At 60.3% G+C, this 24,350-nt stretch carries 28 protein-coding genes; 14 read left to right on the top strand and 14 right to left on the bottom strand.

The window, feature by feature from the left end; genetic code table 11:
• Nucleotides 1-79: 79 nt before the first annotated feature.
• The 3 genes from D8U61_RS16570 to D8U61_RS16560 are packed head-to-tail and all read left to right on the top strand — an operon-like array spanning nucleotide 80 to nucleotide 1,898.
• A complete protein-coding gene (locus tag D8U61_RS16570; RefSeq protein ID WP_130927322.1) occupies nucleotides 80-1,300 on the top strand; it encodes a colicin E3/pyocin S6 family cytotoxin in 1,221 nt (406 codons plus the stop codon).
• Nucleotides 1,301-1,314: 14 nt separating this feature from the next.
• Complete coding sequence (locus D8U61_RS16565; protein WP_130901747.1) at nucleotides 1,315-1,554, top strand: pyocin S6 family toxin immunity protein; 240 nt, start codon at nucleotides 1,315-1,317, stop codon at nucleotides 1,552-1,554.
• 8 nt (nucleotides 1,555-1,562) lie between these two features.
• Entirely contained in the window at nucleotides 1,563-1,898 is a 336-nt protein-coding gene (locus tag D8U61_RS16560) for a hypothetical protein (RefSeq protein WP_130901746.1), read from the top strand.
• A 58-nt stretch (nucleotides 1,899-1,956) separates the two neighbouring features.
• Here D8U61_RS16560 and D8U61_RS16555 read toward each other — a convergent pair whose 3' ends face one another.
• Nucleotides 1,957-2,295: an FKBP-type peptidyl-prolyl cis-trans isomerase gene (locus D8U61_RS16555; protein ID WP_110600909.1), complete on the bottom strand. Its 339-nt coding sequence runs from the start codon at nucleotides 2,293-2,295 to the stop codon at nucleotides 1,957-1,959.
• Nucleotides 2,296-2,426: 131 nt separating this feature from the next.
• Between D8U61_RS16555 and D8U61_RS16550 the strand changes: the two genes are divergently transcribed.
• A complete protein-coding gene (locus tag D8U61_RS16550; protein ID WP_130927321.1) occupies nucleotides 2,427-3,473 on the top strand; it encodes a M4 family metallopeptidase in 1,047 nt (348 codons plus the stop codon).
• 14 nt (nucleotides 3,474-3,487) lie between these two features.
• Nucleotides 3,488-3,799 carry a protealysin inhibitor emfourin gene (locus tag D8U61_RS16545; protein WP_130888707.1) on the top strand — a complete coding sequence of 104 codons (312 nt, stop codon included), beginning with the start codon at nucleotides 3,488-3,490 and terminating at the stop codon, nucleotides 3,797-3,799.
• Between the two features lie 21 nt (nucleotides 3,800-3,820).
• On the opposite strand, the gene D8U61_RS16540 is transcribed toward D8U61_RS16545, so the two are convergent.
• The gene (locus tag D8U61_RS16540) at nucleotides 3,821-4,129 is read right to left on the bottom strand and encodes an RcnB family protein (RefSeq protein ID WP_130901745.1); all 309 of its coding nucleotides are present in this window, start codon (nucleotides 4,127-4,129) and stop codon (nucleotides 3,821-3,823) included.
• Nucleotides 4,130-4,614: 485 nt separating this feature from the next.
• Here D8U61_RS16540 and D8U61_RS16535 point away from each other — a divergent pair, with 485 nt between their 5' ends.
• Both D8U61_RS16535 and D8U61_RS16530 read left to right on the top strand, forming a co-directional pair.
• The gene (locus D8U61_RS16535) at nucleotides 4,615-5,907 is read left to right on the top strand and encodes an MFS transporter (protein ID WP_016775219.1); all 1,293 of its coding nucleotides are present in this window, start codon (nucleotides 4,615-4,617) and stop codon (nucleotides 5,905-5,907) included.
• 12 nt (nucleotides 5,908-5,919) lie between these two features.
• The gene (locus D8U61_RS16530) at nucleotides 5,920-6,690 is read left to right on the top strand and encodes a substrate-binding domain-containing protein (RefSeq protein ID WP_130927320.1); all 771 of its coding nucleotides are present in this window, start codon (nucleotides 5,920-5,922) and stop codon (nucleotides 6,688-6,690) included.
• Here D8U61_RS16530 and D8U61_RS16525 read toward each other — a convergent pair.
• Nucleotides 6,680-7,594, bottom strand: coding sequence for a LysR family transcriptional regulator (locus D8U61_RS16525; protein WP_130927319.1), 915 nt, complete (start codon nucleotides 7,592-7,594; stop codon nucleotides 6,680-6,682). The genes D8U61_RS16530 and D8U61_RS16525 overlap by 11 nt on opposite strands.
• A gap of 250 nt (nucleotides 7,595-7,844) precedes the next feature.
• On the opposite strand from D8U61_RS16525, the gene D8U61_RS16515 reads away from it, so the two are divergent.
• Complete coding sequence (locus D8U61_RS16515) at nucleotides 7,845-9,653, top strand: monovalent cation:proton antiporter-2 (CPA2) family protein (protein ID WP_130927318.1); 1,809 nt, start codon at nucleotides 7,845-7,847, stop codon at nucleotides 9,651-9,653.
• A gap of 121 nt (nucleotides 9,654-9,774) precedes the next feature.
• Here D8U61_RS16515 and hcnC read toward each other — a convergent pair whose 3' ends face one another.
• The 4 genes from hcnC to D8U61_RS16495 all read right to left on the bottom strand — a co-directional run bounded on the left by hcnC (nucleotide 9,775) and on the right by D8U61_RS16495 (nucleotide 13,525).
• On the bottom strand, nucleotides 9,775-11,034 hold the full coding sequence (hcnC, locus tag D8U61_RS16510) for a cyanide-forming glycine dehydrogenase subunit HcnC (RefSeq protein ID WP_130927317.1): 1,260 nt from the start codon (nucleotides 11,032-11,034) through the stop codon (nucleotides 9,775-9,777).
• On the bottom strand, nucleotides 11,027-12,436 hold the full coding sequence (gene hcnB / locus D8U61_RS16505) for a cyanide-forming glycine dehydrogenase subunit HcnB (RefSeq protein ID WP_130927316.1): 1,410 nt from the start codon (nucleotides 12,434-12,436) through the stop codon (nucleotides 11,027-11,029). Before hcnB ends, hcnC begins: the two co-directional genes overlap by 8 nt.
• Complete coding sequence (locus D8U61_RS16500) at nucleotides 12,433-12,747, bottom strand: (2Fe-2S)-binding protein (protein WP_130927315.1); 315 nt, start codon at nucleotides 12,745-12,747, stop codon at nucleotides 12,433-12,435. The genes hcnB and D8U61_RS16500 overlap by 4 nt, the downstream gene beginning before the upstream one ends.
• Before the next feature lie 238 nt (nucleotides 12,748-12,985).
• On the bottom strand, nucleotides 12,986-13,525 hold the full coding sequence (locus D8U61_RS16495; protein ID WP_125927863.1) for a hypothetical protein: 540 nt from the start codon (nucleotides 13,523-13,525) through the stop codon (nucleotides 12,986-12,988).
• Nucleotides 13,526-14,015: 490 nt separating this feature from the next.
• On the opposite strand from D8U61_RS16495, the gene D8U61_RS16490 reads away from it, so the two are divergent.
• Together D8U61_RS16490 and D8U61_RS16485 are read left to right on the top strand one after the other, a co-directional pair.
• Nucleotides 14,016-14,381, top strand: coding sequence for a hypothetical protein (locus D8U61_RS16490; protein ID WP_130927314.1), 366 nt, complete (start codon nucleotides 14,016-14,018; stop codon nucleotides 14,379-14,381).
• A 13-nt stretch (nucleotides 14,382-14,394) separates the two neighbouring features.
• Entirely contained in the window at nucleotides 14,395-14,754 is a 360-nt protein-coding gene (locus D8U61_RS16485; RefSeq protein ID WP_241663633.1) for a DUF6124 family protein, read from the top strand.
• 179 nt (nucleotides 14,755-14,933) lie between these two features.
• Here D8U61_RS16485 and D8U61_RS16480 read toward each other — a convergent pair whose 3' ends face one another.
• Nucleotides 14,934-15,863: a hypothetical protein gene (locus D8U61_RS16480; RefSeq protein WP_123442156.1), complete on the bottom strand. Its 930-nt coding sequence runs from the start codon at nucleotides 15,861-15,863 to the stop codon at nucleotides 14,934-14,936.
• 308 nt (nucleotides 15,864-16,171) lie between these two features.
• Here D8U61_RS16480 and D8U61_RS16475 point away from each other — a divergent pair, with 308 nt between their 5' ends.
• Together D8U61_RS16475 and D8U61_RS16470 are read left to right on the top strand one after the other, a co-directional pair.
• Entirely contained in the window at nucleotides 16,172-16,855 is a 684-nt protein-coding gene (locus D8U61_RS16475) for a response regulator transcription factor (protein ID WP_016775228.1), read from the top strand.
• A complete protein-coding gene (locus D8U61_RS16470; protein ID WP_130927313.1) occupies nucleotides 16,833-18,227 on the top strand; it encodes a HAMP domain-containing sensor histidine kinase in 1,395 nt (464 codons plus the stop codon). The genes D8U61_RS16475 and D8U61_RS16470 overlap by 23 nt, the downstream gene beginning before the upstream one ends.
• Before the next feature lie 131 nt (nucleotides 18,228-18,358).
• Here D8U61_RS16470 and D8U61_RS16465 read toward each other — a convergent pair whose 3' ends face one another.
• From D8U61_RS16465 to D8U61_RS16445, 5 genes are all read right to left on the bottom strand, one after another.
• Nucleotides 18,359-18,769 (bottom strand): SRPBCC family protein, encoded by a 411-nt coding sequence (locus D8U61_RS16465; protein ID WP_123442154.1) that lies wholly within the window; start codon nucleotides 18,767-18,769, stop codon nucleotides 18,359-18,361.
• A gap of 21 nt (nucleotides 18,770-18,790) precedes the next feature.
• Nucleotides 18,791-19,588 carry an SDR family oxidoreductase gene (locus D8U61_RS16460; RefSeq protein WP_130927312.1) on the bottom strand — a complete coding sequence of 266 codons (798 nt, stop codon included), beginning with the start codon at nucleotides 19,586-19,588 and terminating at the stop codon, nucleotides 18,791-18,793.
• A 351-nt stretch (nucleotides 19,589-19,939) separates the two neighbouring features.
• Nucleotides 19,940-20,608 (bottom strand): HAD-IA family hydrolase, encoded by a 669-nt coding sequence (locus D8U61_RS16455; protein WP_130927311.1) that lies wholly within the window; start codon nucleotides 20,606-20,608, stop codon nucleotides 19,940-19,942.
• 56 nt (nucleotides 20,609-20,664) lie between these two features.
• On the bottom strand, nucleotides 20,665-21,078 hold the full coding sequence (locus D8U61_RS16450) for a response regulator (RefSeq protein WP_024013374.1): 414 nt from the start codon (nucleotides 21,076-21,078) through the stop codon (nucleotides 20,665-20,667).
• An 18-nt stretch (nucleotides 21,079-21,096) separates the two neighbouring features.
• On the bottom strand, nucleotides 21,097-21,279 hold the full coding sequence (locus D8U61_RS16445) for a hypothetical protein (RefSeq protein WP_122508048.1): 183 nt from the start codon (nucleotides 21,277-21,279) through the stop codon (nucleotides 21,097-21,099).
• On the opposite strand from D8U61_RS16445, the gene D8U61_RS16440 reads away from it, so the two are divergent.
• Nucleotides 21,278-22,219: a class I SAM-dependent methyltransferase gene (locus D8U61_RS16440; protein WP_130927310.1), complete on the top strand. Its 942-nt coding sequence runs from the start codon at nucleotides 21,278-21,280 to the stop codon at nucleotides 22,217-22,219. The genes D8U61_RS16445 and D8U61_RS16440 overlap by 2 nt on opposite strands.
• Nucleotides 22,220-22,341: 122 nt before the next feature.
• On the opposite strand, the gene D8U61_RS16435 is transcribed toward D8U61_RS16440, so the two are convergent.
• On the bottom strand, nucleotides 22,342-23,121 hold the full coding sequence (locus D8U61_RS16435; protein ID WP_130927309.1) for a helix-turn-helix transcriptional regulator: 780 nt from the start codon (nucleotides 23,119-23,121) through the stop codon (nucleotides 22,342-22,344).
• A 111-nt stretch (nucleotides 23,122-23,232) separates the two neighbouring features.
• Between D8U61_RS16435 and D8U61_RS16430 the strand changes: the two genes are divergently transcribed.
• Entirely contained in the window at nucleotides 23,233-24,336 is a 1,104-nt protein-coding gene (locus D8U61_RS16430; RefSeq protein WP_125927889.1) for a polyamine ABC transporter substrate-binding protein, read from the top strand.
• The last annotated feature ends 14 nt before the right edge of the window (nucleotides 24,337-24,350 follow it).

Below are 24,350 nucleotides of genomic sequence, written 5' to 3'. Positions count from 1 at the left end.
CTTTCAGACGCGTCCTACATCCATCACTCCTTCGTTGCTTTAGCGTCCACTTCGTTTTTAACAGCGGACAAGGACGCTCATGGCTCGCAAGAAAGACATCCCCCGGGTCCAGAACCCGCCAGAGGGAGACGGACACCACATCACCAGCCGCTACATGACTGCCAGCGAACTTGCTGCGCGCGAGGCCGCACAAGGCGCTTATGAAGACATTCTGGCTCGGCAGCAGGCCCACGAAGATCGACTTGGCCACCAGGTCATACATGAAGAGCAAAATATAAGCGGCTGTGTTTTCGTGAAAAGTTGCAAGCTGCCGAACGGCGTCATCAATGATGCCAATCCATCTGGATTTATACCGGTTGGGAAAATTTCGGATTATGGAACGCTGTCCTTGCTAGCGGGGCATGAACGCGACTCGGCCGGGAATATCGCACTCAAGACAATTGGCGCGACCAGTTTGCAAGCGTCGATCGGAGCTTTTGCTCTCGGCAGCTCTGGCAGTCTGAGCACCAGCACTGCCGCCGCAAGTACCACAAGCCTGGCCACCGGCGGTGTCGTCGCAGGCGGGTTGCTTGGGTTGGTTGCGCTGCTGTGGCCATCGAGTCTCGCCGATAGTGCTCTCTACACAGAAGAGCAACTACAGTCGCTCGAGACAGCTCGGACTCGGGTTCGATTGCATGTGGAACAGCAGCCCGATGGGACGTTGAAAGGATACGGATACAACACTCAAACGCGCAGCGACTGGGAAATGATTCCAGTCGTGCAGTTCGTCAAGCAAGGCGCCTCGCACGTCGCAGATTTTGGTAATGGGTCAACCCTACTCTGGACTCCCTCTGTAGACTCATCACGCGGATCGGCAATTCCGCCGTTGGAGGGTGCGCCGCAGGTTCCACACATCTGGATATACCCGCCGACCGAGCAGGCGGACAAAATCATCGTCAATCCGGTTTACCCGCCTGAATACCAGGACTTTATTCTGGTCTTTCCGGCGGACTCTGGAGTACAGCCTCTATACGTTGTGCTTTCAAGACCTACTCTTGGCGGTGACATCAAATATCACCGGCCTCCCGTAACTCTCCCAGCATTCCCGGATACCTATCCCGTCAAATCCAAAAGCAGTGTTCAAGGTGGTGGCGGCAAGCGCAGCAGATGGAAAGACAAGAAAGGTCGAATCTATGAATGGGATAGCAAAACAGGGGCTATAGAACTCTATAACAAGCAAGGCAAACATCTAGGTGAGTTTAATCACGAAACGGGCGAGCAAATCGATCCTGCCGATCCCGAGCGATGGACTCCAAAGTGAAGAGGAATAAAAATATGTATTTATGGATTAGTGGTTTTTTACCAGACGAAAGCGAGGACGATACGCTGAAATTCGAGCTGACGGTCCACTCGAAATCTGAGCGTCGGATATTGGCCGTAATGGGCTGGCCAGAACTCAGTCTAAGTCCCGACGGAGAATGGCTGCTGACTGCGGACCAAACTCAACGAATCAGCGAAATACTTGGAGAGCAATTGCCGAAGGAGCTGGACTTATTCATCGGCGTCAGGGGCTAGCGTCGACGATGAGCCTCATCTATCAAGATTCATCTATTTCCCGCGACGTGGCGATGAGACTTATTGCAAGTGGTGTCGCCGAAAATATGGCAGCAGGATTAGTATCCATCGGTATGAGCGAGGAAGACCCAATGTGGGCCCAGTCTTTCTGCCTCCAATATCTCTCCAGCGAAACCGAAGCGATCGCTGCCTCTGCCACCACCGCCCTGAGCCATATCGCTCGTCGACATGGAAGACTGAATACCGAAACCGTTTTGCCGGCGCTCGAAAACGTAAGGCGTCGGATGCCCTCGTTGCAGGGCGTCATTGAGGACACGATTGACGATATAGAGATGTTCACCTGAGCATCCGAAGTTGCAAGCGTCTGGATGAGGGTTGCTTCATCCAGACGCACGTCAGACCTCAATCCTCCCGCGTCAAAACCTCCAGCAACTCAATCTCAAACAGCAGATTCGAATTCGGCGGGATCTTGCCCATGGTCCGCTCGCCGTAGCCCAGATGCGCCGGTACCAGCAATTTGCGTTTGCCGCCGACCTGCATGCCCATCAGCCCCTGATCCCAGCCTTTGATCACGCGGCCAGTGCCGATCACGCACTGAAACGGTTTGCCCCGGCTCCAGGACGAGTCGAATTCAGTGCCGTCTTCCAGCCAGCCGGTGTATTGGGTGGTGATCAGCGCGCCTTTCACCGCGGCTTTGCCGTCGCCCGGTTGCAGGTCGATGATTTGCAGTTCGTCTGTCATGTCGTTGGCTCTTGAGATGTTCGCAGGCGGCGTTTTTCGCAGAATCCGGCGTCGATGGCAATCCATGGAACCGAAAACACGCCTTGCCGCTCACATGTGTATCGACATCGTATGACGACAAGGATGCTTAGATGACCGACTCTCGATTGCTGCGCAGTTTCATCCCGCCCTACATTCTCAACCGCATCATTGCCCACGGTTCCGAGCCGCAGCGCAACGCCGCGATGCAGACGCTCAATCATGTGCGCAGCCTGCTGCCCAACCCCGGCCGTCCTTCGCAGCCGCCGGCGCGGGCGATTCTGCCGGAGGCGAGCAAGCCTGGCCTGGCACGGCGCAGCGTGCATGATGCGCAGAACAAAATGCTCTTGCCGGGCATGCCGGTGCGTCTCGAGGGCCAGCCGGCATCGGGGGATCCGGCGGTCGACGAGGCTTACGATGCGCTGGGCGCCAGCTATGATTTCTTCTGGAAGGTGCTCGGTCGCGACTCGATCGACAATCAGGGATTCGCGCTGATCGGCAGCGTGCATTATGGCCAGGGCTACGAGAACGCATTCTGGAACGGCGCGCAGATGGTCTTCGGTGACGGGGATGGCGAAATCTTCCAGCGCTTCACCCGCTCGCTCGACGTCATCGGCCATGAATTGGCCCACGGCGTCACCGAAAGCGAAGCCGGGCTGATTTATGCCAACCAGTCCGGCGCGCTGAACGAGTCGCTCTCGGATGTATTCGGCGTGTTGACCAAGCAATACACCCTTGGCCAAACCGCCGAGCAGGCAGACTGGTTGATCGGCGCCGACCTGCTGATGCCACAGATCCAGGGCAAGGGCCTGCGCTCGATGTCGCACCCCGGCACGGCATACGACGACCCGATGCTGGGCAAGGATCCGCAACCGGATCACATGCGCAAGTTCGTCATCACCAGCGAAGACAATGGCGGCGTACACATCAACTCCGGCATTCCCAACCGCGCGTTTTACCTGGCAGCCCGAGCGTTTGGCGGCTTCGCCTGGGAAAAAGCCGGACGCATCTGGTACGACACACTGTGCGACGACCATTTGAAACAGGACGCAACGTTCGACGCGTTCGCAAAACTGACGATCAACCACGCCGGCGAGCGCTTCGGCGCCGAAGCAGCCGACGCAGTGCAGCAAGCCTGGGCACAGGTCGGTATCGAATAATCCGAGGAGACCGTATGAAAACGCTACCCGAGCTGGATAAAGATTCCGTTTTGCGCGTATCTCGCCAGGGTGGCGTTGCAGCGATTCACAGCCTGAGCCGCCCACGGGAAATCGAATTTGCCCAGTGCGACATCAATCAGCGTTCCAGGATCTGCTCGGTGCTTGAGGGTTGCCTGCCACTCGATAGCAGCGAATCGGGACGTGGGGATCAGCGCTTCTACCAGATTGAAGTGCGCTATCAGTCCGGGGAAATGGTGTTGAAGGTACCGGAGGACCGGGCGCCTGGGGAATTAGTGAGTCTGTGGGACAAGGGAGAGCTTGTGTAAACGCTCTCCCCCGCGATCAAGCTATTTCTCGACCGGCTGCATCTCGACAATCGTGCCGTTGGTGATCATCACCATCACGTACTTGTCATTGATCTGTACCCACTGCGCCTGGTCGATCGGCGCTTTCAGACCTTTGGCTTTCCAGTTCTTCAAAGCCTTGTCGTCGCGCTGGTACATTTCCGGCGCGCGGTCGTTGACCTTCAGCTGGCGATCGCTGGTGGGCGATTGCACGGCGGGTTCGCTGGAGGTTTGCGCCGCTTGAACAATGGGTGTGATTCCGGCAATGCCCGCAACAAGGGCCAGGCTGGCGATTAGGGTTTTGCTGTTCATCGGTGAACCTCTTTCAGATGAGTAGTACCTGAACTCCGACTGCGTGGCGCGGGAAACATTCCTTGTTTTTTGCCGGAGGTGGCCGTAAGAGGCCTTGTCCATCAGACCGCCATCGCTGGCAACTCGAATCGTCGCACCGCAGCTCCCACAGGGTTGGTGTTACACCACAGTTTTTGACCTGAGCTCCACTCCCACAAGTCTTGGCGGACGCTGATTCTCTGATCACCACCGATCCCCTGTGGGAGCGAGCCTGCTCGCGAATACGCCGGCACATCCGCCATCGTTGCCATCTGACGGAAAGCCTTCGCGAGCCGGCCCGCTCCCACAAATGCGCCAAGCACTGAAGCCATTGATCCGCCCCACGCATCAATCCATGCCAACAATGCAATTAACAGATTGTTACATCTGCGCCACCATCCACCTCAATAAAAACCGTGCGCCGCTTCTCCGTAGCGCATGTCATAAAAGCGGTGGAGTACTTTTCAATGACAGCCTCAATCCCTACCAACGGCTCGCGGGCCGGTGCCATCTTCCGGGTGACCTCGGGCAACTTCCTCGAACAGTTCGACTTCTTTCTGTTCGGCTTCTACGCCACGCAGATCGCGGCGGTGTTCTTCCCGGCGAGCAGCGAGTTCGCCTCCCTGATGATGACTTTCGCAGTATTCGGCGCAGGCTTCCTGATGCGTCCGCTCGGCGCCATTGTGCTCGGCGCCTACATCGATGACGTCGGCCGGCGCAAAGGTCTGATCGTCACCCTGTCGATCATGGCCAGCGGCACGATATTGATTGTGCTGGTGCCCGGATACGAAACCATAGGCCTGTTCGCCCCGGCGCTGGTACTGATCGGGCGGCTGCTGCAAGGCTTCTCCGCCGGCGCCGAACTCGGTGGCGTTTCGGTGTACCTGTCCGAGATCGCCACGCCGGGTCGCAAAGGCTTTTTCACTGCTTGGCAGTCGGCCAGTCAGCAAGTGGCGATCATCGTTGCTGCCGCGCTGGGCTACGGTCTGAACCAGTGGATGGAGCCGCAAGCCGTGGCAGCCTGGGGCTGGCGCATTCCGTTTTTCGTCGGCTGCATGATCGTCCCGTTCATCTTCTTCCTGCGTCGTAATCTGGCGGAAACCGAAGAGTTCGCCGCACGCAAACATCGCCCGAGCATGCGCGAAGTGTTCCGCACCCTTGGCCAGAACTGGGGCGTGGTGCTCGGCGGGATGTTGATGGTCGCGCTGACCACTACCGCGTTCTACCTGATCACCGTGTACGCGCCGACTTTCGGCAAAACCGTGCTGCACCTGAGCACTTCCGACGCGTTGCTGGTAACGCTGCTGGTGGGCGTGTCGAACTTCTTCTGGCTGCCGATTGGCGGCGCGTTGTCCGACCGTATCGGTCGTCGCCCAGTGCTCATAGGCATGGCCTTGCTGGCGCTGGCCACCACTTATCCGGCGCTGTCGTTCCTGGTGCAGGCGCCGAGCTTCACCAACATGCTGCTGTCGCTGCTGTGGCTGTCGTTCATCTATGGCTTGTACAACGGCGCGATGATTCCGGCGCTGACCGAAATCATGCCGGTTGAAGTGCGCGTCGCCGGTTTCTCCCTGGCCTACAGCCTGGCCACGGCGATCTTCGGCGGTTTCACCCCGGCGATGTCGACTTTCCTGATCCAGTACACCGGCGACAAAGCCGCGCCAGGTTACTGGATGAGCATCGGTGCCCTCTGCGCCCTGTGCGCCACGCTTTATCTGTACCGCCGTGCCGGTGGTCGTCTACAACCTGTCGCGGCCTGAGGAATAATCGCCATGAAAAAACTTTTTACTGTCACCGCCCTGCTCGCCGGTCTCGCCTTCAACTTCGCGGCCGAGGCCGAAGAACTCAGCGTGATGACCTCCGGTGGCTTCACCGCCGCCTACAAGATCCTCGGGCCGAAATTCGCCGCCGCCACCGGTAACACCCTGACCACCAGCCTCGGCCCGTCGATGGGCAAGGCGCCGGAAGCGATTCCCAATCGTCTGGCGCGCGGCGAGCACGCCGACGTGGTGATCATGGTCGGTTACGCCCTCGATGAGCTGATCAAACAAGGCAAAGTCGACCCGGCCTCCCGCGTTGAACTGGCGGATTCGCGGATCGGCATGGTGGTGCGTGAAGGCGCGGCGAAACCGGACATCAGCAGCGTCGACGGCCTGAAGAAAACCCTGCTTGATGCGCAGTCGGTGGCCTACTCCGACAGCGCCAGCGGCGTGTACATCGAGCAGCAGCTGTTCAAGAAACTCGGCATCGAAGATCAGTTGAAACCGAAAGCCAAGATGATCGCCAGGATCCCGGTCGGCTCGGTGGTCGCCACTGGCGACTATCAGTTGGGCTTCCAGCAGGTCAGCGAATTGCTGCCGGTGCCGGGCGTGAGCTTCGTCGCGAAGATTCCGGAATCGGTGCAGTCGGTGACGCGTTTTGCCGCTGGCATTCCGGTCAAGGCCGAGCATCCAGAAGAGGCCAAAGCCCTGCTCGCCTACCTCGCTGCACCGGCCGCTCAGGCTGACGTGCAGGCCACCGGGCTGGATTCGGTCAAGCGTTGATCATTGGCGGCTGGACGCGCATTTCCACGACCAGCCGCTCCAGTTCCAGTGCCGCCGGGGTCAACGTGCGATCCCGGCGCTTGATGATGCCGACACTGCGCATCACCTGCGGCTCAATCAGTGGCACCCGCGTCAGGATCGGATGATCCGGCCCGGGCATCGCCATCAATGGCACCGCCGCCACGCCCAGCCCCGCCTCCACCAAGCCGATCATCGTCGTCACATGCCGCGTCTCGCAGATGCTTTGACGCTGCGGCACTACCCCGCCCAAGGCCTGATCGAGCAGAAAGCGATTGCCCGAAGTCTTGTCCAGCGCAATGTAATCCTGCTGATAGAACTCGTCCCAGCTGACGCTGCTGCGCCCGGCCAGTGGATGATCGCGACGACAGGCGACAACGTAGCACTCCTGCACAAGCGGTTCGAACTCGACTTTGGCATCCTGCGTGCCGAGAAAACTCAAACCGAAATCCGCCTCGCCATTGACCACCGCACCCAACACATCGTGGGCGCTGGAATCGAGGACTTTGACCTTGATCCGTGGAAACTGCTGGTGATAGCGCGCGACCACGCGGGGCATGAAGTAGTACGCCGCCGACGGCACGCAGGCGACGGTGACATGGCCCAGTCGGGTCGAGGCGACTTCGCTGATGCCGAGCAAGGCAATGTCGAGATCATCCAGCAAGCGCTCGACGCTGGGCATGAAGCCGCGCCCGGCCTGGGTCAGGCTGACCTTGCGCGTGGTGCGCTCGAACAGTTTCACGCCGAGGGCGTCTTCGAGCTTTTCGATGCGCCGGCTGAGCGCCGGTTGCGACAGGCGCACGGTGTCGGCAGCCTTGCGAAAACTGCCCTGCTCGACCACCGCGCGAAAGGCTTGCAAGTCGTTGAGGTCGAAGTTGATGGCCATGGCGTTTCCGGAAATTGATGCGCAGGGGTTATAAATGTAACCAGTTGATGCAAATTATTACAGGCCTGATGAAAGCTGCCCTTGTGGGAGCGAGCCTGCTCGCGAACGCGGGGCATCAGTCAATGCATAGGTGACTGACCCAGCGCATTCGCGAGCAGGCTCGCTCCCACATTGGATCTCGAATGGTCTGGAAACCGCGTAAGCCTTATCCTTGTCACCCTCGCCGTACCCGTAGTCAGGAGTCGTTCCAATGCCCCATGAAGGCAATCTGTTGCAAGCCGCCGTCGTGTTTCTGTTCGCGGCCGTGCTCACCGTGCCTTTGGCCAAACGTCTGCAACTGGGCGCGGTGCTCGGTTATCTGTTTGCCGGGGTGATCATCGGCCCGTCGGTGCTGGGTCTGATCGGCAACCCGCAAAGCGTTGCGCATATTTCCGAGCTGGGCGTGGTGTTGCTGCTGTTCATCATCGGCCTGGAGCTGTCGCCGCGACGCTTGTGGGTGATGCGCAAATCGGTGTTCGGCGTCGGTCTGGCGCAGGTGCTGTTGACCGCATCGGTGATCGGCGTGCTGGCACTGTCGGTGTTCGGCCAGCCGCTGAACAGCGCCATTGTGCTGGGCCTCGGTCTGGCGCTCTCCTCCACGGCGTTCGGCCTGCAAAGCCTCGCCGAACGCAAGGAACTGACCAGCCCCCACGGGCGTCTCGCGTTTGCGATTCTGCTGTTCCAGGACATCGCCGCGATTCCGCTGATTGCCTTGGTGCCGATGCTCGCCGGCGTCGATCACCACACCAGCACCGCCGACGATATTCGTCACAGCTTGCAGGTGCTCGGCGGCATTGCCGTGGTGGTGATCGGCGGGCGGTATCTGCTGCGTCCGGTGTTCCGCGTGGTGGCGAAAACCGGGCTGCCGGAAGTGTCCACCGCCACCGCGTTGCTGGTGGTGATCGGTACCGCGTGGCTAATGGATCTGGTCGGTGTGTCGATGGCGCTGGGCGCGTTTCTCGCCGGTCTGCTGCTGGCGGACTCGGAATACCGGCATGAACTGGAAGCGCAGATCGAACCGTTCAAGGGCCTGCTGCTCGGGCTGTTTTTCATCAGCGTCGGCATGGGCGCCAATCTCAGCCTGTTGTTGAGCGCGCCGATCACCGTATTGGGCCTGACCCTGCTGCTGATCGGTCTGAAATTGCCGCTGCTGTTCGTCGTCGGACGTCTGGCAGGCGGACTCAACAAGATCAGCGCAATCCGCCTCGGCATCGTCCTCGCTGCCGGCGGTGAGTTCGCGTTTGTGGTGTTCAAGATCGGCCGTGATCAGGGCCTGTTCGAGCCACGGCTGTACGACTTGCTGGTGCTGACCATCACTCTGTCGATGGCGCTGACGCCGTTGCTGCTGTTGATCTGCGCACGGCTGGTCAGCCCGAAAGTGCAGCCGGTGGAAGTGCCGGAGAAATTCCGCGAAATCGACACCGAAGCGCCACGCGTAGTGATTGCCGGCATGGGCCGGATGGGCCAGATCGTGGCGCGGATTCTGCGTGCGCAGAACATCAAGTTCGTTGCGCTGGACACCTCGGTGGAAACCATCGAACTGTCACGCAGCTTCGGCGGTGTGCCGGTGTTCTATGGCGACCCGATGCGCCCGGAAATTTTGCACGCGGCGAAGGTTGGCGAGGCGGAGTATTTCGTCATTGCCACGGACGATCCGGAGACCAACATCAAGACTGCCGAAGTGGTGCACAAGCACTATCCGCACATGAAAATCATCGCCCGCGCGCGTAACCGCCAGCACGTGCATCGCCTGGTGGATGTCGGCGCGGAAGCGATTCGTGAGACCTATTATTCGAGCCTGGAAATGAGCCGCCGCACGCTGGTCGGCCTCGGTCTGACCCAGGCCCAGGCCGATGCGCGGATCAAGCGTTTCAAGCATCACGACGAACAGGTGCTGGAGGCGCAACACGCCGTCTACGACGACGCCGCCAAAGTCCTGCAGACCGCCCAGGAAGCCCGGGCGGAACTGGCCAAATTGTTTGAATCGGATCAGCTCGAAGAAGAAGCGCGCAGGTCCTGATCGTGCCTTGCGCAGATCCAACTGTGGGAGCGAGCCTGCTCGCGAAAGCGTCGTGTCAGTCACCCAATACTTCACTGACAGATTGCATTCGCGAGCAGGCTCGCTCCCACAGGGGATTGGGTCAGGCCCGTTCCAGCGCGGGCACTGGCTCGACGGCTGCAACCGCAAACCGATCCGCCAGAAACGGTGTGATATCCAGCGGCAGCGGCTCGTCATTCACCAGTTTATCCAGCAGCACACCGGTAATCGCCGACGTCAGAATGCCGGTGCGGAAGTGCCCGCAAGCATTCAGATAACCCTCGACCCCACGCATCGGCCCGAGGATCGGCAATTCATCCGGTGAGCCCGGACGCAGCCCCGCCCAGGTGCGCTTCAGATTGACGTCCGCCAGCTCCGGCAGACAGCGCACCGCGCCCTGCACCAGCCCGGCGATTTCCGGGTAGGTGGTGGTGACGTCGAAGCCTTTGTCTTCGGTGGTGCTGCCGATAAGGATTTCGCCGTTGTCCTTTTGCGCCACGTAGCAATCGCTGGTGGTCAGGCAGCCGTTAAGGATTTTCGGCATGCGTTCGGTCAGCAGGATCTGCCCTTTCACCGGTTTCACCGGAATACGAATTCCCGTGGCCCACTCACTCAGATCCGCCGCCCAGGCACCGGCGGCGTTGATCAGCGTCTTGCAGTGGAACACCCCCGCCTCCGCCGTCTGCACGCCGGTCACACGAGTGCCGTGATGCAACACGCCGGTGACGTTGGTGTTGACGAAGATGTCGACGCCGTTCTGCCGCGCGCCTTCCATGTAGGCATCGGCGAGGCGGAACGGACTGACCTGATGATCGCAGAGAAACTCCAGCGCCCCGCGTGCTTCATGGCTGACGCTCGGTTCCGCGGCGCGCAACGCCGCCTGATCGAGCCAGCGCACCTGATCGGCCAGATGCGGAATGCAGCCGACGATGTGCTCGGCGTAGAGCCGATCTTCGTCGTCATAGATCACGAATTTCAATCCGGTCTTTTCGAACTTGCAATCCATGCCGTGGTTGTCTTTCAGCTCGCGGTGCAGCGCCGGGTACAGCGCATTGGACTGCAAGGCAAAATCGAAAAACGACTGCGGCAGAATATGCGGCGTACTGGCGTCCACCGCTACCGCAGCGCCCTGGGTTTCGCGCTTGCGGTTGGCCGACATCATGCGAAAGAAAATCACCCCGCAACCGAGGCCGACCGACTCGCCGATCGCCCATAAACCACCCGCCGAAGCACGGGTCGCATTGCCGGGGCGCTTGGCGTCGATCAGTGCAACTTTCAGATCTTTGCGCTTGGACAATTGGTAGGCGCAGGAGGCGCCGATCACGCCGCCACCGGCAATGACCACGTCGTAGAACTTACTCATGGCAAGCGCCCTCCGTGCCGAGAGACTGGAACGCGGAAAACGGCACCGGATCGATTGGAAAGCGCGGGCGCAGCCAACCGACATCCTGACGTCCGGTGGCCTGGCGCAAGCGATCGCTGCAATAGCCGACGCACATCCGCCCCTGACAATCGCCCATGCTCACGCGGGTGCGCATTTTCAGGCTGGCGATGTCTTGCACACCCTGCTCCAGGGCCAGATCGATGTCGGCGCGGGTTGCGTGCTCGCAGCGGCAGATCACCGTGTCGGCTGCGGGCAAAGCAATCTGACCAACGCCGCGCTCGGTGTAGCGATCCACCGCCGCACGAAAGCGCACGATGGCTCTGAGCTTGCTCGCGTAACGATCGCGGCGCACCCGGGCCAGCTCGGCGTCGAGCACACCGCGTTGCAGCAGGATCGAAGTGGCGGCGATCTTGCCGGCGAGCATCGCCGCTTCGCCGCCGCGGATCCCGCCCATGTCGCCGGCCAGATGCACATGCGCGACGCTGCTTTGCTGCCAGACATTGGCGTTGGCACGCAGGTAGCCATCGGCGCTGAAGCCGTGATCAAGGCCCATCTGCTGGCTCAATTGCGTGCGCGGAATAAAACCGTAACCGACCGCCAGGGTCTGCGCTTCGAAACGCTCGACCCGCGACAGATCCGCCTCCCACGTCGACGAATACGGCGCGACGCTGACGCTTTTCAATTCGCCCTCGCCGTGGGCCTCAACCACGCCCCAGCCATAGTTCATCGGGATGCCGTGCAGCTTCAGATAAGCGAGCATGCTCAAACCGTCGAGAAACAGCTGCGGTTTGTTCAACAGCGCCAGACTCTCGCGGGCGATCTTGCCGAACGCACACGCCTCGTAGACGCCGGCGACGCGCACGCCAGACGCATGCAACTGAGTCGCGACCAAGGGCAGCAACGGCCCGGTGCCGGCGATGATCACCGGCCCTTGCGGCTTGACCACGCCACTCTTGATCTGCAACTGCAGGCCGCCGAGCAGGATCACTCCCGGCAACGTCCAGCCGGGAAACGGTACGCTGCGTTCATGGCAACCGGCGGCCAGCAACAGTTGCGGATAAGCGATCTCGTGCAGCTGTTCATCGCCATCGAGCACCACCAGAGCGCGAGTGCCTTCAGCGCCGACCACGCGATGGTTGAGACGCACGTCGATCAGCCCTGACTGCTGCTGAAATTCACGGTGCAGTTTGTCCAGTGCTTCCGAATAACGCGGCCCGAGATAATCCAGTTGCACGCCATCGCGCAACGGCCCGCGATAGACCACCCCACCAAGGCGCGAAGCCTCTTCGAGCAAGGTGCAGCGCACGCCGTGGCGCGCCAGTTCGATGGCCGCCGCCATTCCCGCCGGCCCGCCGCCGACAATCAACGGTTGCAGGCTCATACAACCTCCTGCCCGACGACGCGGTTGACTCGGGTTTCAATCAGCATGCCGTCGCGCACCACGGTCTGGCAGGCGCGGCGTTTGTGGCGACCGTTGATTTTCACCAGACAGCACTGGCACACGCCCATGCCGCAATAGGCGCCGCTGATTTGATCGTGATCGTTGCGTGCGATCTGGCGCACGCCGAGGGACTGGATGACGCTGAGAACGGTTTCGCCAATGGCGGCGCTGACCGCTTGGCCGTTGATGTGCACGGTCATGTCCGCCTGCACCAAGGGCTGGATATCGAAGGTTCTTTCTAGGCAGTTCATTACGGTGTTCGTCCGTGAAGATTCAGTTGAGGTTGTGTCAGCTCCTTGCTGCACTACGCCTCGTCGACGCTTTTATTGCTGTGTTTTCAACGTCGACGCGGATACTTCGTCAGCGCAACAAGGTGCGCGACAAGCACTGTAGCTCATACCTCAGCAAAGGCCTGGATCATTTACGGTAGGCGATATCGCCAGGGGAAATATTGATCCAGGCCAGTGAAAATGGCGGGATGGACAACGATCAATTGGAGAAGACGAACTGGCCTTTGATCTTCTTTGCGCCGATCAATGCAAGGTCCGGGAACAGCAGGTTTTTCAGCCAAGCGACGTAGAAGATCATCGCCAGCGTGATCGCCACGCCGATCACTGTACCGATCGGGTCATCCGCATATTCCTTGAACATGCGCGGCATCTGGCTGATCGAGAGCATCACGTACACCGTATAGGCATGGGCCGCGTTGCGATAGAAACCCCAGGCAAAAAGCAAAGGCACGCCACCGGCGAACAAACCAAGTCCGATGGCGAAACCGCTGCTGATGGTCAGCCCGAGGAGATAGCCGCCCACCAGACCGATCAGCGCCTGAACGTAAGTCAGTCCGAGAAGGATCTTGATCTTGCCGGCGTGGCGTTCGAGTAGATCCACATCGGGACGCGAGCCGATCAGATAGGCCAGCGCCTTGTCTTTCAGCGCACCACCGGAGAATGCCTTGAAAGTCTCGGTTTTCGAGCGGCCGGCATCGAGCATTTCGCTGACCTGGCGTTTGGTTTCCTTCTTGTCCAACGTATTCTTCCTTAATTGAAAAGTCGGGGGAGTGAAGCTAGGGCACATCGGGAACCGATTGTCGCTTTGTTGAGTTGCCGAAAGCAAAAAGCTCAGGCATGCCGGCCCTTGCGCAGTGGATAAACGCAATTTGTCGATCATGTTTAAATCACACGCGCTGTTACGGCATCGGACCTACAACGCCTTGCGTCGCTGCCTACGGGTGCATCAGAATCCGCCGGCTTACACGGCTATCGGTAGGGCTATATCGTTTCCCTGTCACTGCAAAACAGTGATCGGGTTTGGTAGCCCGTTTCTTGATAGTTGTATGGCGTCCCTTTAAGCGGCCCCTCCTTTGAGGGTCAGCTCTTCATGGTGACCATGCGTGGGGCTCATTCGTGAGCGCCGGGGTTAACTATCTTGACCGGTCTACCAACCTGCGCGTGGCCGCCACCCTTCGTTTGGTAGCGATAGTGACGGCTCTTCATTCCTTCAAGATAGAGAGTCATCCATGTTCAAAGTAACGCCAAACCCGCCAGAAGCCGATTCGATCCCGTACGACCCCGCTCTGGAGCCTCAGCGCATAAAAGACGCCGCCGCTCGCGCCATCAACTTTTATCTCGATCCGCAAACCCTCAAGACTACGATTCCCAATCGTCACCCGGGCCGGATCTTTCTCGTCGACCCAACGGTGGACGAGGAAACCTTGCTCCTCGAAGCCTGTGAATCGCTGGCTGCGGCGAACGACATGGCCCGCGAAATAAGCAACGTCATCGAGCCTGCACAGCGCCGTTCGCTGCTGATGTTGCAGCAAGTGATCATGCTGAGTGAGCTGGTCGTCAATCGCGTGCTCGACAGCCGACGCGTGTCGAACTAGCCGCAACCGAGGTATGAGGGGGCGTGCTCCCTCACTGCCAGCGTGCACGTCACCCCATGGCGCTCTCTCTCACACCAAGCTGCTCTCATCGGAGTTTCAGCTGATGTCACAGACACCATCCAATCCGCCGGCCAGGATCAACGCCACGCCGTACAGCCCCAATACTCTGTTCATGGTCAACCCGCAATCCGACACCGAATCGTTGCTGGTCAACGCGTGCGAATCCCTGGCGTCCGCCACGGTGATGCTCGGTGATTTTGCCGGGATGCTCGAAGGCTCACGGCGCAATACCCTGTTGGGCATTGCGCAAGTGGTCATGTTGGGAGAATTGGCCGTGAACAAAGCGCTGGATAATGTCGTGCCGACCGAGTAATTCGCCAAGCTTGCGTTTGCAGTTCCCAAACGCAAAAAAGCCGCTTTCACCCGAAGATGAAAGCGGCAGAGGCATCCTGCCTCAGAGGGATCAGTGCACGAACAGGGCGATCAGGATGATGATCGGGATCGGTACGCCGAGGAAAAACAGCAGTAATGAGCGCATGGTGACTCTCCTTTTTAACGGACCGGAGTGGTAGTGGTGTAGGTGTCGACTTCAACGTACTCGACTGCATCGCGACGACGACCGCCGAAGGTGGCTGCAAGGCTGGCGAAGAACGCACCGGCCAGCAGCGCGACGAACATCCACAGCGAGGTGTAGGCAGCGACTTTCGCGGCGGTGTCGGCAGCTTGCTGGGCTTTCAGTTTCGCGTCAGCGATGGCTTTCTGGGTGTTGGCGTAGATTTCGTCGACACGACGTTCAGCATCGGCCTGGCTCAGGTTGGTACGTTGCGACACCAGTTGTGCGAGGTAGGTGCGGTCTTCGGCGCTGAGCTGACCGTTGGCCAGGCTCTGAGCGAAGATGCGGGTCACGGTGCCGCGTGCGGCGTCATCGCTGACGGCAGCCGGACGGTCGTCACGGAACAGGCTGTCGACGAAGTAGCCGTACTGATCGCTGTCAGTATTGGTTGCGGCAGAACCGGCGGCCTGGCTCATGGCACCGGCAGCACCGCCGACGACGTTAGCCCCAGCCTGCACACCGCCGCTGACGACGCTGCTGACCGAACCGACCACCAGCACAGCGGTGACCAGTGTGGCGACGCACCAGGCGAGGAAGCCGTGGGCGGTGTCGCGAAAGTAGACTTCGTCACCGTGCATGTTCGCCCATTTCACCCGCAGACGACCGGCAATGTAGCCGCCCATGCCGGAAGCAATGATCTGCGTCACAGCCAGCCAGACAATCGTCGAAATGCCCAAGCCCTTGGCGCTCACGCCCTCTCCGGCCCACGGTGAAACCGCCGAAAAGCCCAGACCGAAACCGAGCAGCACGAGAATCATCGACAGCGCAGCGGCCGCCGCAGCACCGGCAAAGATCGCGCCCCAGGACACGCCTGAGACGCTGTTCGACTCTTCCACGGCAGGATAATAGCCATCAGGGGATCTATTCATTGTTGTACTGCTCCAGGCATGAAAAATGGTGTTACAACTCGTCAAGTGAGGAATTGCAGTGACCGTGCCAGTTACACAAAGTAAATAACCTGTTAATTTTCAAGAGGTTATAAAGTTTGAACTTCGCTGATCCGTGCAATTTGCAATAAACGGTCAGCGCCTGCGGGTTTTCTGCATTGATGACTGACTGGCAAATCCGATCAGTTCCGATTCACCGTCGCCACGAAGATGAAAGTTAATTTAAAGCGTCACGGTAAATTCTTGGCAAAATGCTGCCATTCCGTTTGAACCGATCAGCAGGCCTGCCTATGACTCGTATCTTGACCATCGAAGACGACGCCGTGACCGCGCGGGAAATCGTTGCCGAACTGAGCAGCCACGGGCTGGATGTCGACTGGGTCGACAATGGCCGCGAAGGCCTCGACCGCGCCGTCAGCGGCAACTACGACCTGATCACCCTCGACCGCATGCTGCCCGAGCTGGATGGTCTGGCCATCGTCACCACCCTGCGCACCATGGGCGTGGCGACGCCGATTCTGATGATCAGCGCCCTCTCCGATGTCGATGAGCGCGTGCGCGGTTTGCGTGCCGGTGGCGATGACTACCTGACCAAACCGTTCGCCACCGATGAAATGGCTGCGCGGGTCGAAGTGTTGCTGCGCCGGCAAAACAGCGTCGCCACCCAGGCCACGACATTGAACGTCGCCGACCTCGAACTCGACCTGATCAGCCATGAAGCCCGCCGCGCCGGACAGGTGCTGACGCTGCTGCCCACCGAATACAAACTGCTCGAGTTCCTGATGCGCAACAGCGGCCAGATTCTCTCGCGGATGATGATTTTCGAAGAGGTCTGGGGTTATCACTTCGACCCGGGCACCAACCTGATCGACGTGCATATCGGCCGTCTGCGCAAAAAGATCGACGCAGCCGGCAACGTTCCGCTGATCCGCACGGTACGGGGCTCCGGCTATGTCATTGCCGAACCCGTCTGACGGCTGGCGCTCGTCCAGCAGCCGCTTGCTGGCGCTGTACAGCTCGCTGTTCGTGGCCTGGAGCGCGATCCTCATGGGGGTCATGTACTACGAGGTATCCGGCTACCTCGACAAACTGGCCAAACATTCGTTGATGCAACGCCAGCATCTGTTCTCGCATTTTCGCGGCGAGCAACTCGAAGACGCGCTCGCGGCCAGCATGACCTTCGATATTCGTGGTATCGACGCCTATGGTCTGTTCAGCGCTGACGGCGTTTACCTGGGCGGCGCACTTCAGCAAATTCCCGAAGGACTGCCGCTCGACGGCAAGATCCACATGCTCGCCGAGTGCGCCGATTCCGACGATCCGACTCTGCCGAGCGACAGCTGCGATGCCGTGGCCACCCAGACTCGCGACGGTCGCTGGCTGGTGCTGCTGCGTGACAACGGTTCGCTGTTCGCGGTGACGCGGATCATTTTGCACGCGCTGTTCTGGGGCGTGTCGCTGACGATTATTCCCGGGGTCGCCGGTTGGCATCTGCTGCGGCGTCGACCGCTGCAGCGCATCCGCGCGATTCAGAACAGCGCCCAGGCCATCGTTGCCGGCGACCTGACGCACCGCTTGCCGCTGTCCAATCGCCGCGATGAGCTGGACATGCTCGCCGCCATCGTCAACGCCATGCTGGAGCGCATCGAGCGCTTGATGAACGAGGTCAAAGGCGTCTGCGACAACATTGCCCACGACTTGCGCACACCGCTGACTCGCCTGCGCGCGCAGTTGTATCGCATGCAGCAACAAGCCGGCGAAGGCTCGCAGGAAGCGGCGCAACTGGATCTGGTACTGGCTGAGGCGGACACGCTGATGGCGCGGTTTCGCGGACTGCTGCGGATTTCCGAACTGGAAGATCGCCAGCGCCGTTCAGGTTTCGTCGAACTTGATCCGGTGCGTTTGCTGGAGGAGTTGCACGAGTTCTATCTGCCGCTGGCCGAGGAAGGCGATCTGCGCTTTCAACTGAACATGCCGGAGACGCTGCCGCCGCTCAATGGCGACCGCGCGTTGCTGTTCGAAGCGTTGGCGAACCTGCTGAGCAACTCGATCAAATTCACCCCGCCCGGCGGCACGGTGATGTTGCGTGGGGTCAATGCCAATGGCAAGACGCGGATCGAGGTTCATGACTCAGGCCCGGGGATTCCCGAGGCGGAGCGTGAGGCGGTGTTCCAGCGGTTTTACCGCACCGAGGGTGGCCAGCCGCAAAGCGGTTTTGGTCTGGGACTGTCGATTGTTGCGGCGATTGTCAGCTTGCACGGCTTCAGTCTTGAAGTCGGCAGCAGCGATCTGGGCGGGGCGAAACTGGTGCTGGATTGTCGGCAGAGTTTGATCAGTCAGGCCTGACGTCTCGCGCCGATCGTTCCCACGCTCCGCGTGGGAATGCCTCAAGGGACGCTCCGCGTTCCGGCTTTCGAAATGGGACGCAGAGCGTCCCGGGCTGCATTCCCACGCAGAGCGTGGGAACGATCTGCGTCTCAGGTTGGGTAATTCGCCCGCAAGGCTTCGAGCCCGCCCTGGTAGATGCCGTTGAACAACGCCACCACCTCTTCATCGCTCACGCCGACCGCATTAAATCGCCCCGACCACGTCACCCGCGCGCCCTGCCCTTGGGCTTCAACCTTGATCGTCGCGAGATAATCGCTGGCCGGGAACGGTGCCTGTTCAATCGAATAGCTGTAGGTTCGGGCGGCGTTATCGAAGGTCTGCAGACGTTCGACGACCACGCCGCCGTCAGCGGTTTGCAGGGTGCGTACGCGCCCGCCTTCGCTCAGTTCACTGTTGGTAATCAACGGCAGCCAGTCCGGCAGCGTGTTGAAGCCGCCGATCAATTGCCAGACCTGATCGGCCGCGGCCGGGATGTCGATGGTTGCAGATGCTGTTGGCATAAAACCTCTCTTTCGGAAATTTCAGATAGTCAGGCTGTCGACCACACCGCCATCGACGCGCAACGCTGCGCCCGTGGTGGCCGAGGACAGCGGTGAAGCAATGTACGTGACCAGATGCGCCACTTCCGAAACATCCGCCACGCGCTGGATGATCGAAGTCGGACGGGCCCTGCGCACAAAGGCGTCGGCTTCGTCGCGCACGTCGCGCCCGGGTTCGGCGGCCGCGTCTCTGAGCATGTCTTGCAGGCCGTCGGTGAAAGTCGGCCCCGGCAGGATCGCATTGACCGTGACCCCGGTGCCAGCCAGACGTTTGGCCAGGCCGTGGGACACCGCGAGGTTGGCGCTTTTGGTCACGCCGTAATTGAGCATGTCAGCCGGCGTCGCCACCCCGGATTCCGATGACAGAAAGATCACCCGGCCCCAACCCTGCTCGACCATCGCCGGCACGTAATGCCGCGCCAGGCGCACGCCGGAAATCACGTTGACCTCATAGAAGCGCGTCCACTCGCTGTCGGGAGTCTCGAAAAAATCGACGTCGTTGAAGATGCCGAGGTTGTTGACCAGAATGTCCGCGCGCGGCTCGGCGGCGAAAAGCTTTTCCGCGCCCTCGGCCGTGCCCAGATCGGCGGTAACACCACGCAACTGCGCGCGGGGCACCGCTTGGCGAATGCTCGCCAGCGCCTGCTCGACCTTGGCCGTGTCACGACCGATGACCACCACCGTCGCCCCGGCTTCGGCCAACGACTGGCTGATGCCCAGACCGATGCCGCCGGTACTGCCGCTGACAATGGCCAGTTTTCCACTCAGATCGATCTTCATGCGTTTACCTCATTAGCAAGGAGTTCCACCGCGCTCGACTTTGGCGACGATTTCACAAGCATGGATCAGCGTAGTTGCGATATTGCCGGCATGGTTGAGCTGCCGACCGGTGACGGGGATGTGGTTTGATCGACGCTCCCCTGTGTCTGGCAGACCGTAGCCCCTCACCCTAGCCCTCTCCCGGGGGAGAGGGAACCTATCGAGTTGTGCTGAGTTTGCCCTCGACCTGAAAGACCATAGCGATTATGGATTCAGAGAAGACCTTTCACGTCGGCGTATTACCTGAATATCCCCCGGTCAGTCCCCTCTCCCTCCGGGAGAGGGCTAGGGTGAGGGGCATTTCGGAACAGATCAGATTTCCGTCAGACGAAGCAGACCATCGGCGCCGACCCTGACGCCGATCGCATCGTAACTGGCCAACGTCGCATGCGCCGTTTCGATCGGGTGCTGGTGCGTGGTGGTGATGATCATCAGTGCAGCGCCCGCCGCTTCCGCAGCCTGAATGCCAACCGTGGCGTCTTCAAAAATCAGACAGTCCGCCGGTTCAACGCCAAGCTTTTTCGCTGCCAAAAGATAACCGGAGGGATCAGGCTTGCCAGCCTTTACATCTTCCGCCGTGATCATCACCGCCGGCTCCGGAATCCCCGCAGCCGCCATCCGCCGCAACGCCAGATCGCGAGGCGCCGACGTCACCATCGCCCAACGATTTTTCGGCAGCGCGTTGAGAAAGGCTGCCGCCGCAGGGATCTCGACAATGCCTTCAACGTCATTGATTTCCGCTGCGGTGATGAACGCTGCTTGTTGCTCGGCATCCACGCCCGGCAGACTCAGCCGGGTGATCGTGTCGATCGCACGCGCGCCATGGATGGTCGGCAGGAACGTCGCGACATCAACGCCATGGCGCACCGCCCACGCTGACCAGATGCGCTCGGCGGCGGCGATGGAGTTGAGGACGGTGCCATCCATGTCGAACAGGAACGCGCCGAACGCGCGATCAAAAACCGATGCTTGTGCAGACAAGAGAGCAAATCCTCTGACAGTTGGCCAGGCAGCCTGGCCCGGCAATGTAGCACTTGTCAGTGCAACTGCGGCGCCTTGGATTTGAACGCACTTTCCACACAATCGAGCAACTGTCCGATCGCCCACGGCTTCTTGATGAACGCCACCGAGTGCTTGACCCCGGAGGTCTCGGGCGTTTCATAGCCGGACATGACCATCACCGGTTTCTCCGGCCAGCGGTCGCCGAACAGATTGGCCAGGTCCGCGCCGTTAAGCGTGCCGGGCATGGTGATGTCGGTCAGCAGCAGCGCAACGTCGGCTGCATGTTTTTCCAGATACAGTGAGGCGGCGTCGGCGCTGGTTTGCGGTTCGACCTTGAACCCTTCCTCCTGGAGAATTTCGCAGAGAAACTCCAGAATCAACGGATCGTCCTCGACAATCAGAATCAACCCGCCAGGAAGGTGCGCGCTCGACGTAGGTGTAGGGCACATGAACAGCACTCCCCCGAATTACATTTTTGATAAGCGGTTTTGAATCCGCTGCTTATCAGGTATGAGCAGCGCGCCTTGTAGAAATTCACTTTTGATACAGCAGATTTCGCCAAGGTGTTGTTTTTCGAAGCGCAGCGCCCGTCGAAAACCTTCATTTGTGGTTAAAATGCCGGCCCTTTGAACGGCCGAACCGTAATCCATGAATCCTGAAGCCCTCGCCACCCTCCACGCCAATTTGCTGCCTGCACTGGCGGCGGCACCCAGCGAAACCCGTCGTTTGTTTCACGGGCGCGGACGCTGCTGGCCGGGCCTGGAGCAGTTGACCGTGGACTGGTTGCAGGGCGTGGTGCTGGTGTCGCTGTTCAAGGAACCGGCGCCTGAGCAACTGCAGGATCTGCGGGATTCGCTGCTGCAACTCGCCGCCTCGGCCGAATGGCAGCAAGCCGGCGCGCACACTTTGCTGATCCAGCACCGTTATCTGCCGCAAAGCACGGCCGAATGGCTGATCGGTGAGGAAATCGAAGAAATGACCATCGTCGAGGGTGGCTTGCAGTACCGCGTCGACCTGGGACGCAAGCAGAACACCGGGCTGTTTCTCGACATGCGCTACGGCCGCAACTGGGTGCGCGAACAGGCGGCGGGCAAGCGGGTGTTGAACCTGTTCGCCTACACCTGCGGCTTTTCCGTGGCGGCAATCGAAGGCGGCGCCAGCCATGTGGTCAACCTTGATATGTCCCGCGCCGCGCTGAGCCGTGGACGCGACAATCACCGCCTGAACGGCCATGACCTGAGCAAGGTCAGCTTTCTCGGTCACGACCTGTTCAAATCCTGGGGCAAGGTGATCAACAGCGGCCCGTACGATCTGGTGATCATCGACCCGCCGTCGTTTCAGAAAGGCAGCTTTTTGCTGACCAAGGATTATCAACGGGTGTTGCGCCGCTTGCCGGAACTGTTGACCGCGCAAGGCACGGTGCTGGCGTGCATGAACGACCCGTCGTTCGGTTCCGACTTTCTCATTGATGGCGTGACCCAGGAAGCGCCGAGCCTGCGCTTCGAGCAACGGCTGGACAATCCGCCGGAGTTTCCCGATATCGATCCAGAGAGCGGCCTGAAAGCCCTGGTCTTCCAGCGCAGCCACTGACACAGCGTAAGTTCACCTGTGGGAGCGAGCCTGCTCGCGAAAGCGCAGTGTCAGATAACAATTTTGTTGACTGATACACCGCTTTCGCGAGCAGGCTCGCTCCCACACAAGTTCTGTGTTGATCAAAAAACCGTCGGCCGCAGCACCAGCGCAAACAACTCTCCATGCCCGGTGACATTGAGCTTGTGATAGAGATTGCGTCGATGCACCTTCACGGTCTCCGGCGAAATCCCCATCTGCTGGGCCATCGCCTTGCTGGAAAAGCCCTGCAGGATCAGGCGCGCCGTGTCGATCTCGCGCGCGGTCAGCCGGGCATCGAAACGGTCCAGCAACGTCGCCAGATCACCCACCACCGCTTCAGCCACCGGCCCTTGGGGCGGCAGCAACTGCATGTGGCGATGCATCGCCGCCAATACCCAGTCACGTACGCACAACAGGCGACCCTGCTCGGCCATGCCAAACGCGGTCGAGCGGCCCAGGGACAAGCTGAGTACCGCGCCTTCGACGTTGATCAGAAACTGCAATTCATCCTCGCCCACCACGGCACGAAAGTAGCTCTGGTAGTACTCGCTGTGCAGAAACTGATCCGGCGCAACGGACGCCAGGCTGTGCAGGCCGTCGCTGATCCCGCTGACGGCGGCTTGATAAAACGGATCGAGCAGGTACATGCCGGCGGTATAACCGGCCAGCTCCTGCTGGTCGTCCACGTAGCCCTTGCTGTCGAAGTCGATCAGCAAACGCGGCGGCTGGCCGGCCTGCATCAGGGCGACGAGGGCATTGTCCAGCGGCACCAGCAGGCGCAGGGTGTCGACCAGCGCGCGCCAGAAACTGTCCTGCCCGAGCTGGGTAAATACCCGCGCCAGCCCCTGATGCACCGGCAATTCCTGCAACAACGCGTCCACGCACTACCCCTTTCGAGTAACCCATGATGGGAATGGGGCTGGTGTGACCGGCCCGTTAGCCTGACCACTCCAGTTCATCACCGGCCTGCGACAGGCCAGGAGTGCCGCATCATGCGTCGTCACCGTGGATCTATCAACCCGGGCCTGCTGGCCTGTTTTTGTCTCTCCTCGGTTGCCATGGCGGCAGACGAGCCGAGCGTGCATGTCTACAACTGGTACGACTACATCGGGCCGAACACCCTGCATGATTTCCAGCGCGACAGCGGCATCCGGCCGGTGTACGACACCTTCGACAGCGCCGAAGTGCTCGAAGGCAAACTGATGACCAGCCGCAGCGGCTACGACGTTGTCGTGGCGAGCAACTTCAGCCTGCCGACCCTGATCAAAGCCGGCGCCCTCGCCCCGTTGCCTCGCGATCAACTGCCAGGCTGGCAAAACCTCGACCCCGATCTGCTGAAGAAACTCGCGGTCAACGATCCGGGCAATCAGTACGCCGTGCCTTACCTGTGGGGCACCAACGGCATTGGCTATAACGTCGACAAAGTCCGCGCGGCGCTGGGTGACAAAGCGCCGGTGGATTCCTGGGAGTTGCTGTTCAACGAGGCCAATCTGGCCAAACTGGGCGAGTGCGGCGTGGCGATGCTCGATTCGCCGTCGGAAATGCTGCCGGTCGCCCTGCATTACCTGGGCTTGCCGCCAAACAGCACCAATGCCGAAGACTACAAAAAAGCCGAAGCACTGCTGCTCAAGCTGCGCCCGCACATCGCCTACTTCAACTCCTCGAAGTTCATCAGCGATCTGTCCAACGGCAACATCTGCGTGGCGGTTGGCTGGTCCGGGGCGATGCTCGAAGCCAAGACCAACGCCGAGCAGGCCAATAACGGCGTAAAGATCGCCTACAGCCTGCCCAAGGAAGGCGCGCCGGTGTGGTTCGACACTCTGGTGCTGCTCAAGGACGCGCCCAATCGCGCCCAAGGCCTGGCGTTTATCGATTACCTGCTGCGACCGGAGGTGATCGCGCCGGTCAGTGATCACCTGTCGTACCCGAATGGCAATCGCGCCGCGACAGCGCTGGTGGCAGCAGCAACTCGCGACAACCCGGCGGTCTACCCGTCCCCTGCCGCCATGGCCACGCTCTACACCCTCGAACCCTTGCCCAAAGCCGCCGAACGCGTGCGTACACGGGTGTGGAGCAAGGTCAAGAACGGCCAATAACCCGCGCAAGAAAT

It is taken from the genome of Pseudomonas sp. Sample_14, from assembly GCF_004307515.1.
Classification (GTDB): domain Bacteria; phylum Pseudomonadota; class Gammaproteobacteria; order Pseudomonadales; family Pseudomonadaceae; genus Aquipseudomonas; species Aquipseudomonas atacamensis.
The sequence above is the reverse complement of the archived record's forward strand: the minus strand, read 5'-3'. Positions and strand labels throughout refer to the sequence as shown.

What these genes read in the sequence shown, in the direction of transcription:
- D8U61_RS16570 (WP_130927322.1), top strand. Translation starts at nt 80, where the DNA reads ATGGCTCGCAAGAAAGACATCCCCCGGGTCCAGAACCCGCCAGAGGGA.
- D8U61_RS16565 (WP_130901747.1), top strand. Translation starts at nt 1,315, where the DNA reads ATGTATTTATGGATTAGTGGTTTTTTACCAGACGAAAGCGAGGACGAT.
- D8U61_RS16560 (WP_130901746.1), top strand. Translation starts at nt 1,563, where the DNA reads ATGAGCCTCATCTATCAAGATTCATCTATTTCCCGCGACGTGGCGATG.
- D8U61_RS16555 (WP_110600909.1), bottom strand. Translation starts at nt 2,295, where the DNA reads ATGACAGACGAACTGCAAATCATCGACCTGCAACCGGGCGACGGCAAA.
- D8U61_RS16550 (WP_130927321.1), top strand. Translation starts at nt 2,427, where the DNA reads ATGACCGACTCTCGATTGCTGCGCAGTTTCATCCCGCCCTACATTCTC.
- D8U61_RS16545 (WP_130888707.1), top strand. Translation starts at nt 3,488, where the DNA reads ATGAAAACGCTACCCGAGCTGGATAAAGATTCCGTTTTGCGCGTATCT.
- D8U61_RS16540 (WP_130901745.1), bottom strand. Translation starts at nt 4,129, where the DNA reads ATGAACAGCAAAACCCTAATCGCCAGCCTGGCCCTTGTTGCGGGCATT.
- D8U61_RS16535 (WP_016775219.1), top strand. Translation starts at nt 4,615, where the DNA reads ATGACAGCCTCAATCCCTACCAACGGCTCGCGGGCCGGTGCCATCTTC.
- D8U61_RS16530 (WP_130927320.1), top strand. Translation starts at nt 5,920, where the DNA reads ATGAAAAAACTTTTTACTGTCACCGCCCTGCTCGCCGGTCTCGCCTTC.
- D8U61_RS16525 (WP_130927319.1), bottom strand. Translation starts at nt 7,594, where the DNA reads ATGGCCATCAACTTCGACCTCAACGACTTGCAAGCCTTTCGCGCGGTG.
- D8U61_RS16515 (WP_130927318.1), top strand. Translation starts at nt 7,845, where the DNA reads ATGCCCCATGAAGGCAATCTGTTGCAAGCCGCCGTCGTGTTTCTGTTC.
- hcnC (WP_130927317.1), bottom strand. Translation starts at nt 11,034, where the DNA reads ATGAGTAAGTTCTACGACGTGGTCATTGCCGGTGGCGGCGTGATCGGC.
- hcnB (WP_130927316.1), bottom strand. Translation starts at nt 12,436, where the DNA reads ATGAGCCTGCAACCGTTGATTGTCGGCGGCGGGCCGGCGGGAATGGCG.
- D8U61_RS16500 (WP_130927315.1), bottom strand. Translation starts at nt 12,747, where the DNA reads ATGAACTGCCTAGAAAGAACCTTCGATATCCAGCCCTTGGTGCAGGCG.
- D8U61_RS16490 (WP_130927314.1), top strand. Translation starts at nt 14,016, where the DNA reads ATGTTCAAAGTAACGCCAAACCCGCCAGAAGCCGATTCGATCCCGTAC.
- D8U61_RS16485 (WP_241663633.1), top strand. Translation starts at nt 14,395, where the DNA reads ATGAGGGGGCGTGCTCCCTCACTGCCAGCGTGCACGTCACCCCATGGC.
- D8U61_RS16480 (WP_123442156.1), bottom strand. Translation starts at nt 15,863, where the DNA reads ATGAATAGATCCCCTGATGGCTATTATCCTGCCGTGGAAGAGTCGAAC.
- D8U61_RS16475 (WP_016775228.1), top strand. Translation starts at nt 16,172, where the DNA reads ATGACTCGTATCTTGACCATCGAAGACGACGCCGTGACCGCGCGGGAA.
- D8U61_RS16470 (WP_130927313.1), top strand. Translation starts at nt 16,833, where the DNA reads ATGTCATTGCCGAACCCGTCTGACGGCTGGCGCTCGTCCAGCAGCCGC.
- D8U61_RS16465 (WP_123442154.1), bottom strand. Translation starts at nt 18,769, where the DNA reads ATGCCAACAGCATCTGCAACCATCGACATCCCGGCCGCGGCCGATCAG.
- D8U61_RS16460 (WP_130927312.1), bottom strand. Translation starts at nt 19,588, where the DNA reads ATGAAGATCGATCTGAGTGGAAAACTGGCCATTGTCAGCGGCAGTACC.
- D8U61_RS16450 (WP_024013374.1), bottom strand. Translation starts at nt 21,078, where the DNA reads ATGTGCCCTACACCTACGTCGAGCGCGCACCTTCCTGGCGGGTTGATT.
- D8U61_RS16440 (WP_130927310.1), top strand. Translation starts at nt 21,278, where the DNA reads ATGAATCCTGAAGCCCTCGCCACCCTCCACGCCAATTTGCTGCCTGCA.
- D8U61_RS16445 (WP_122508048.1), bottom strand. Translation starts at nt 21,279, where the DNA reads ATGGATTACGGTTCGGCCGTTCAAAGGGCCGGCATTTTAACCACAAAT.
- D8U61_RS16430 (WP_125927889.1), top strand. Translation starts at nt 23,233, where the DNA reads ATGCGTCGTCACCGTGGATCTATCAACCCGGGCCTGCTGGCCTGTTTT.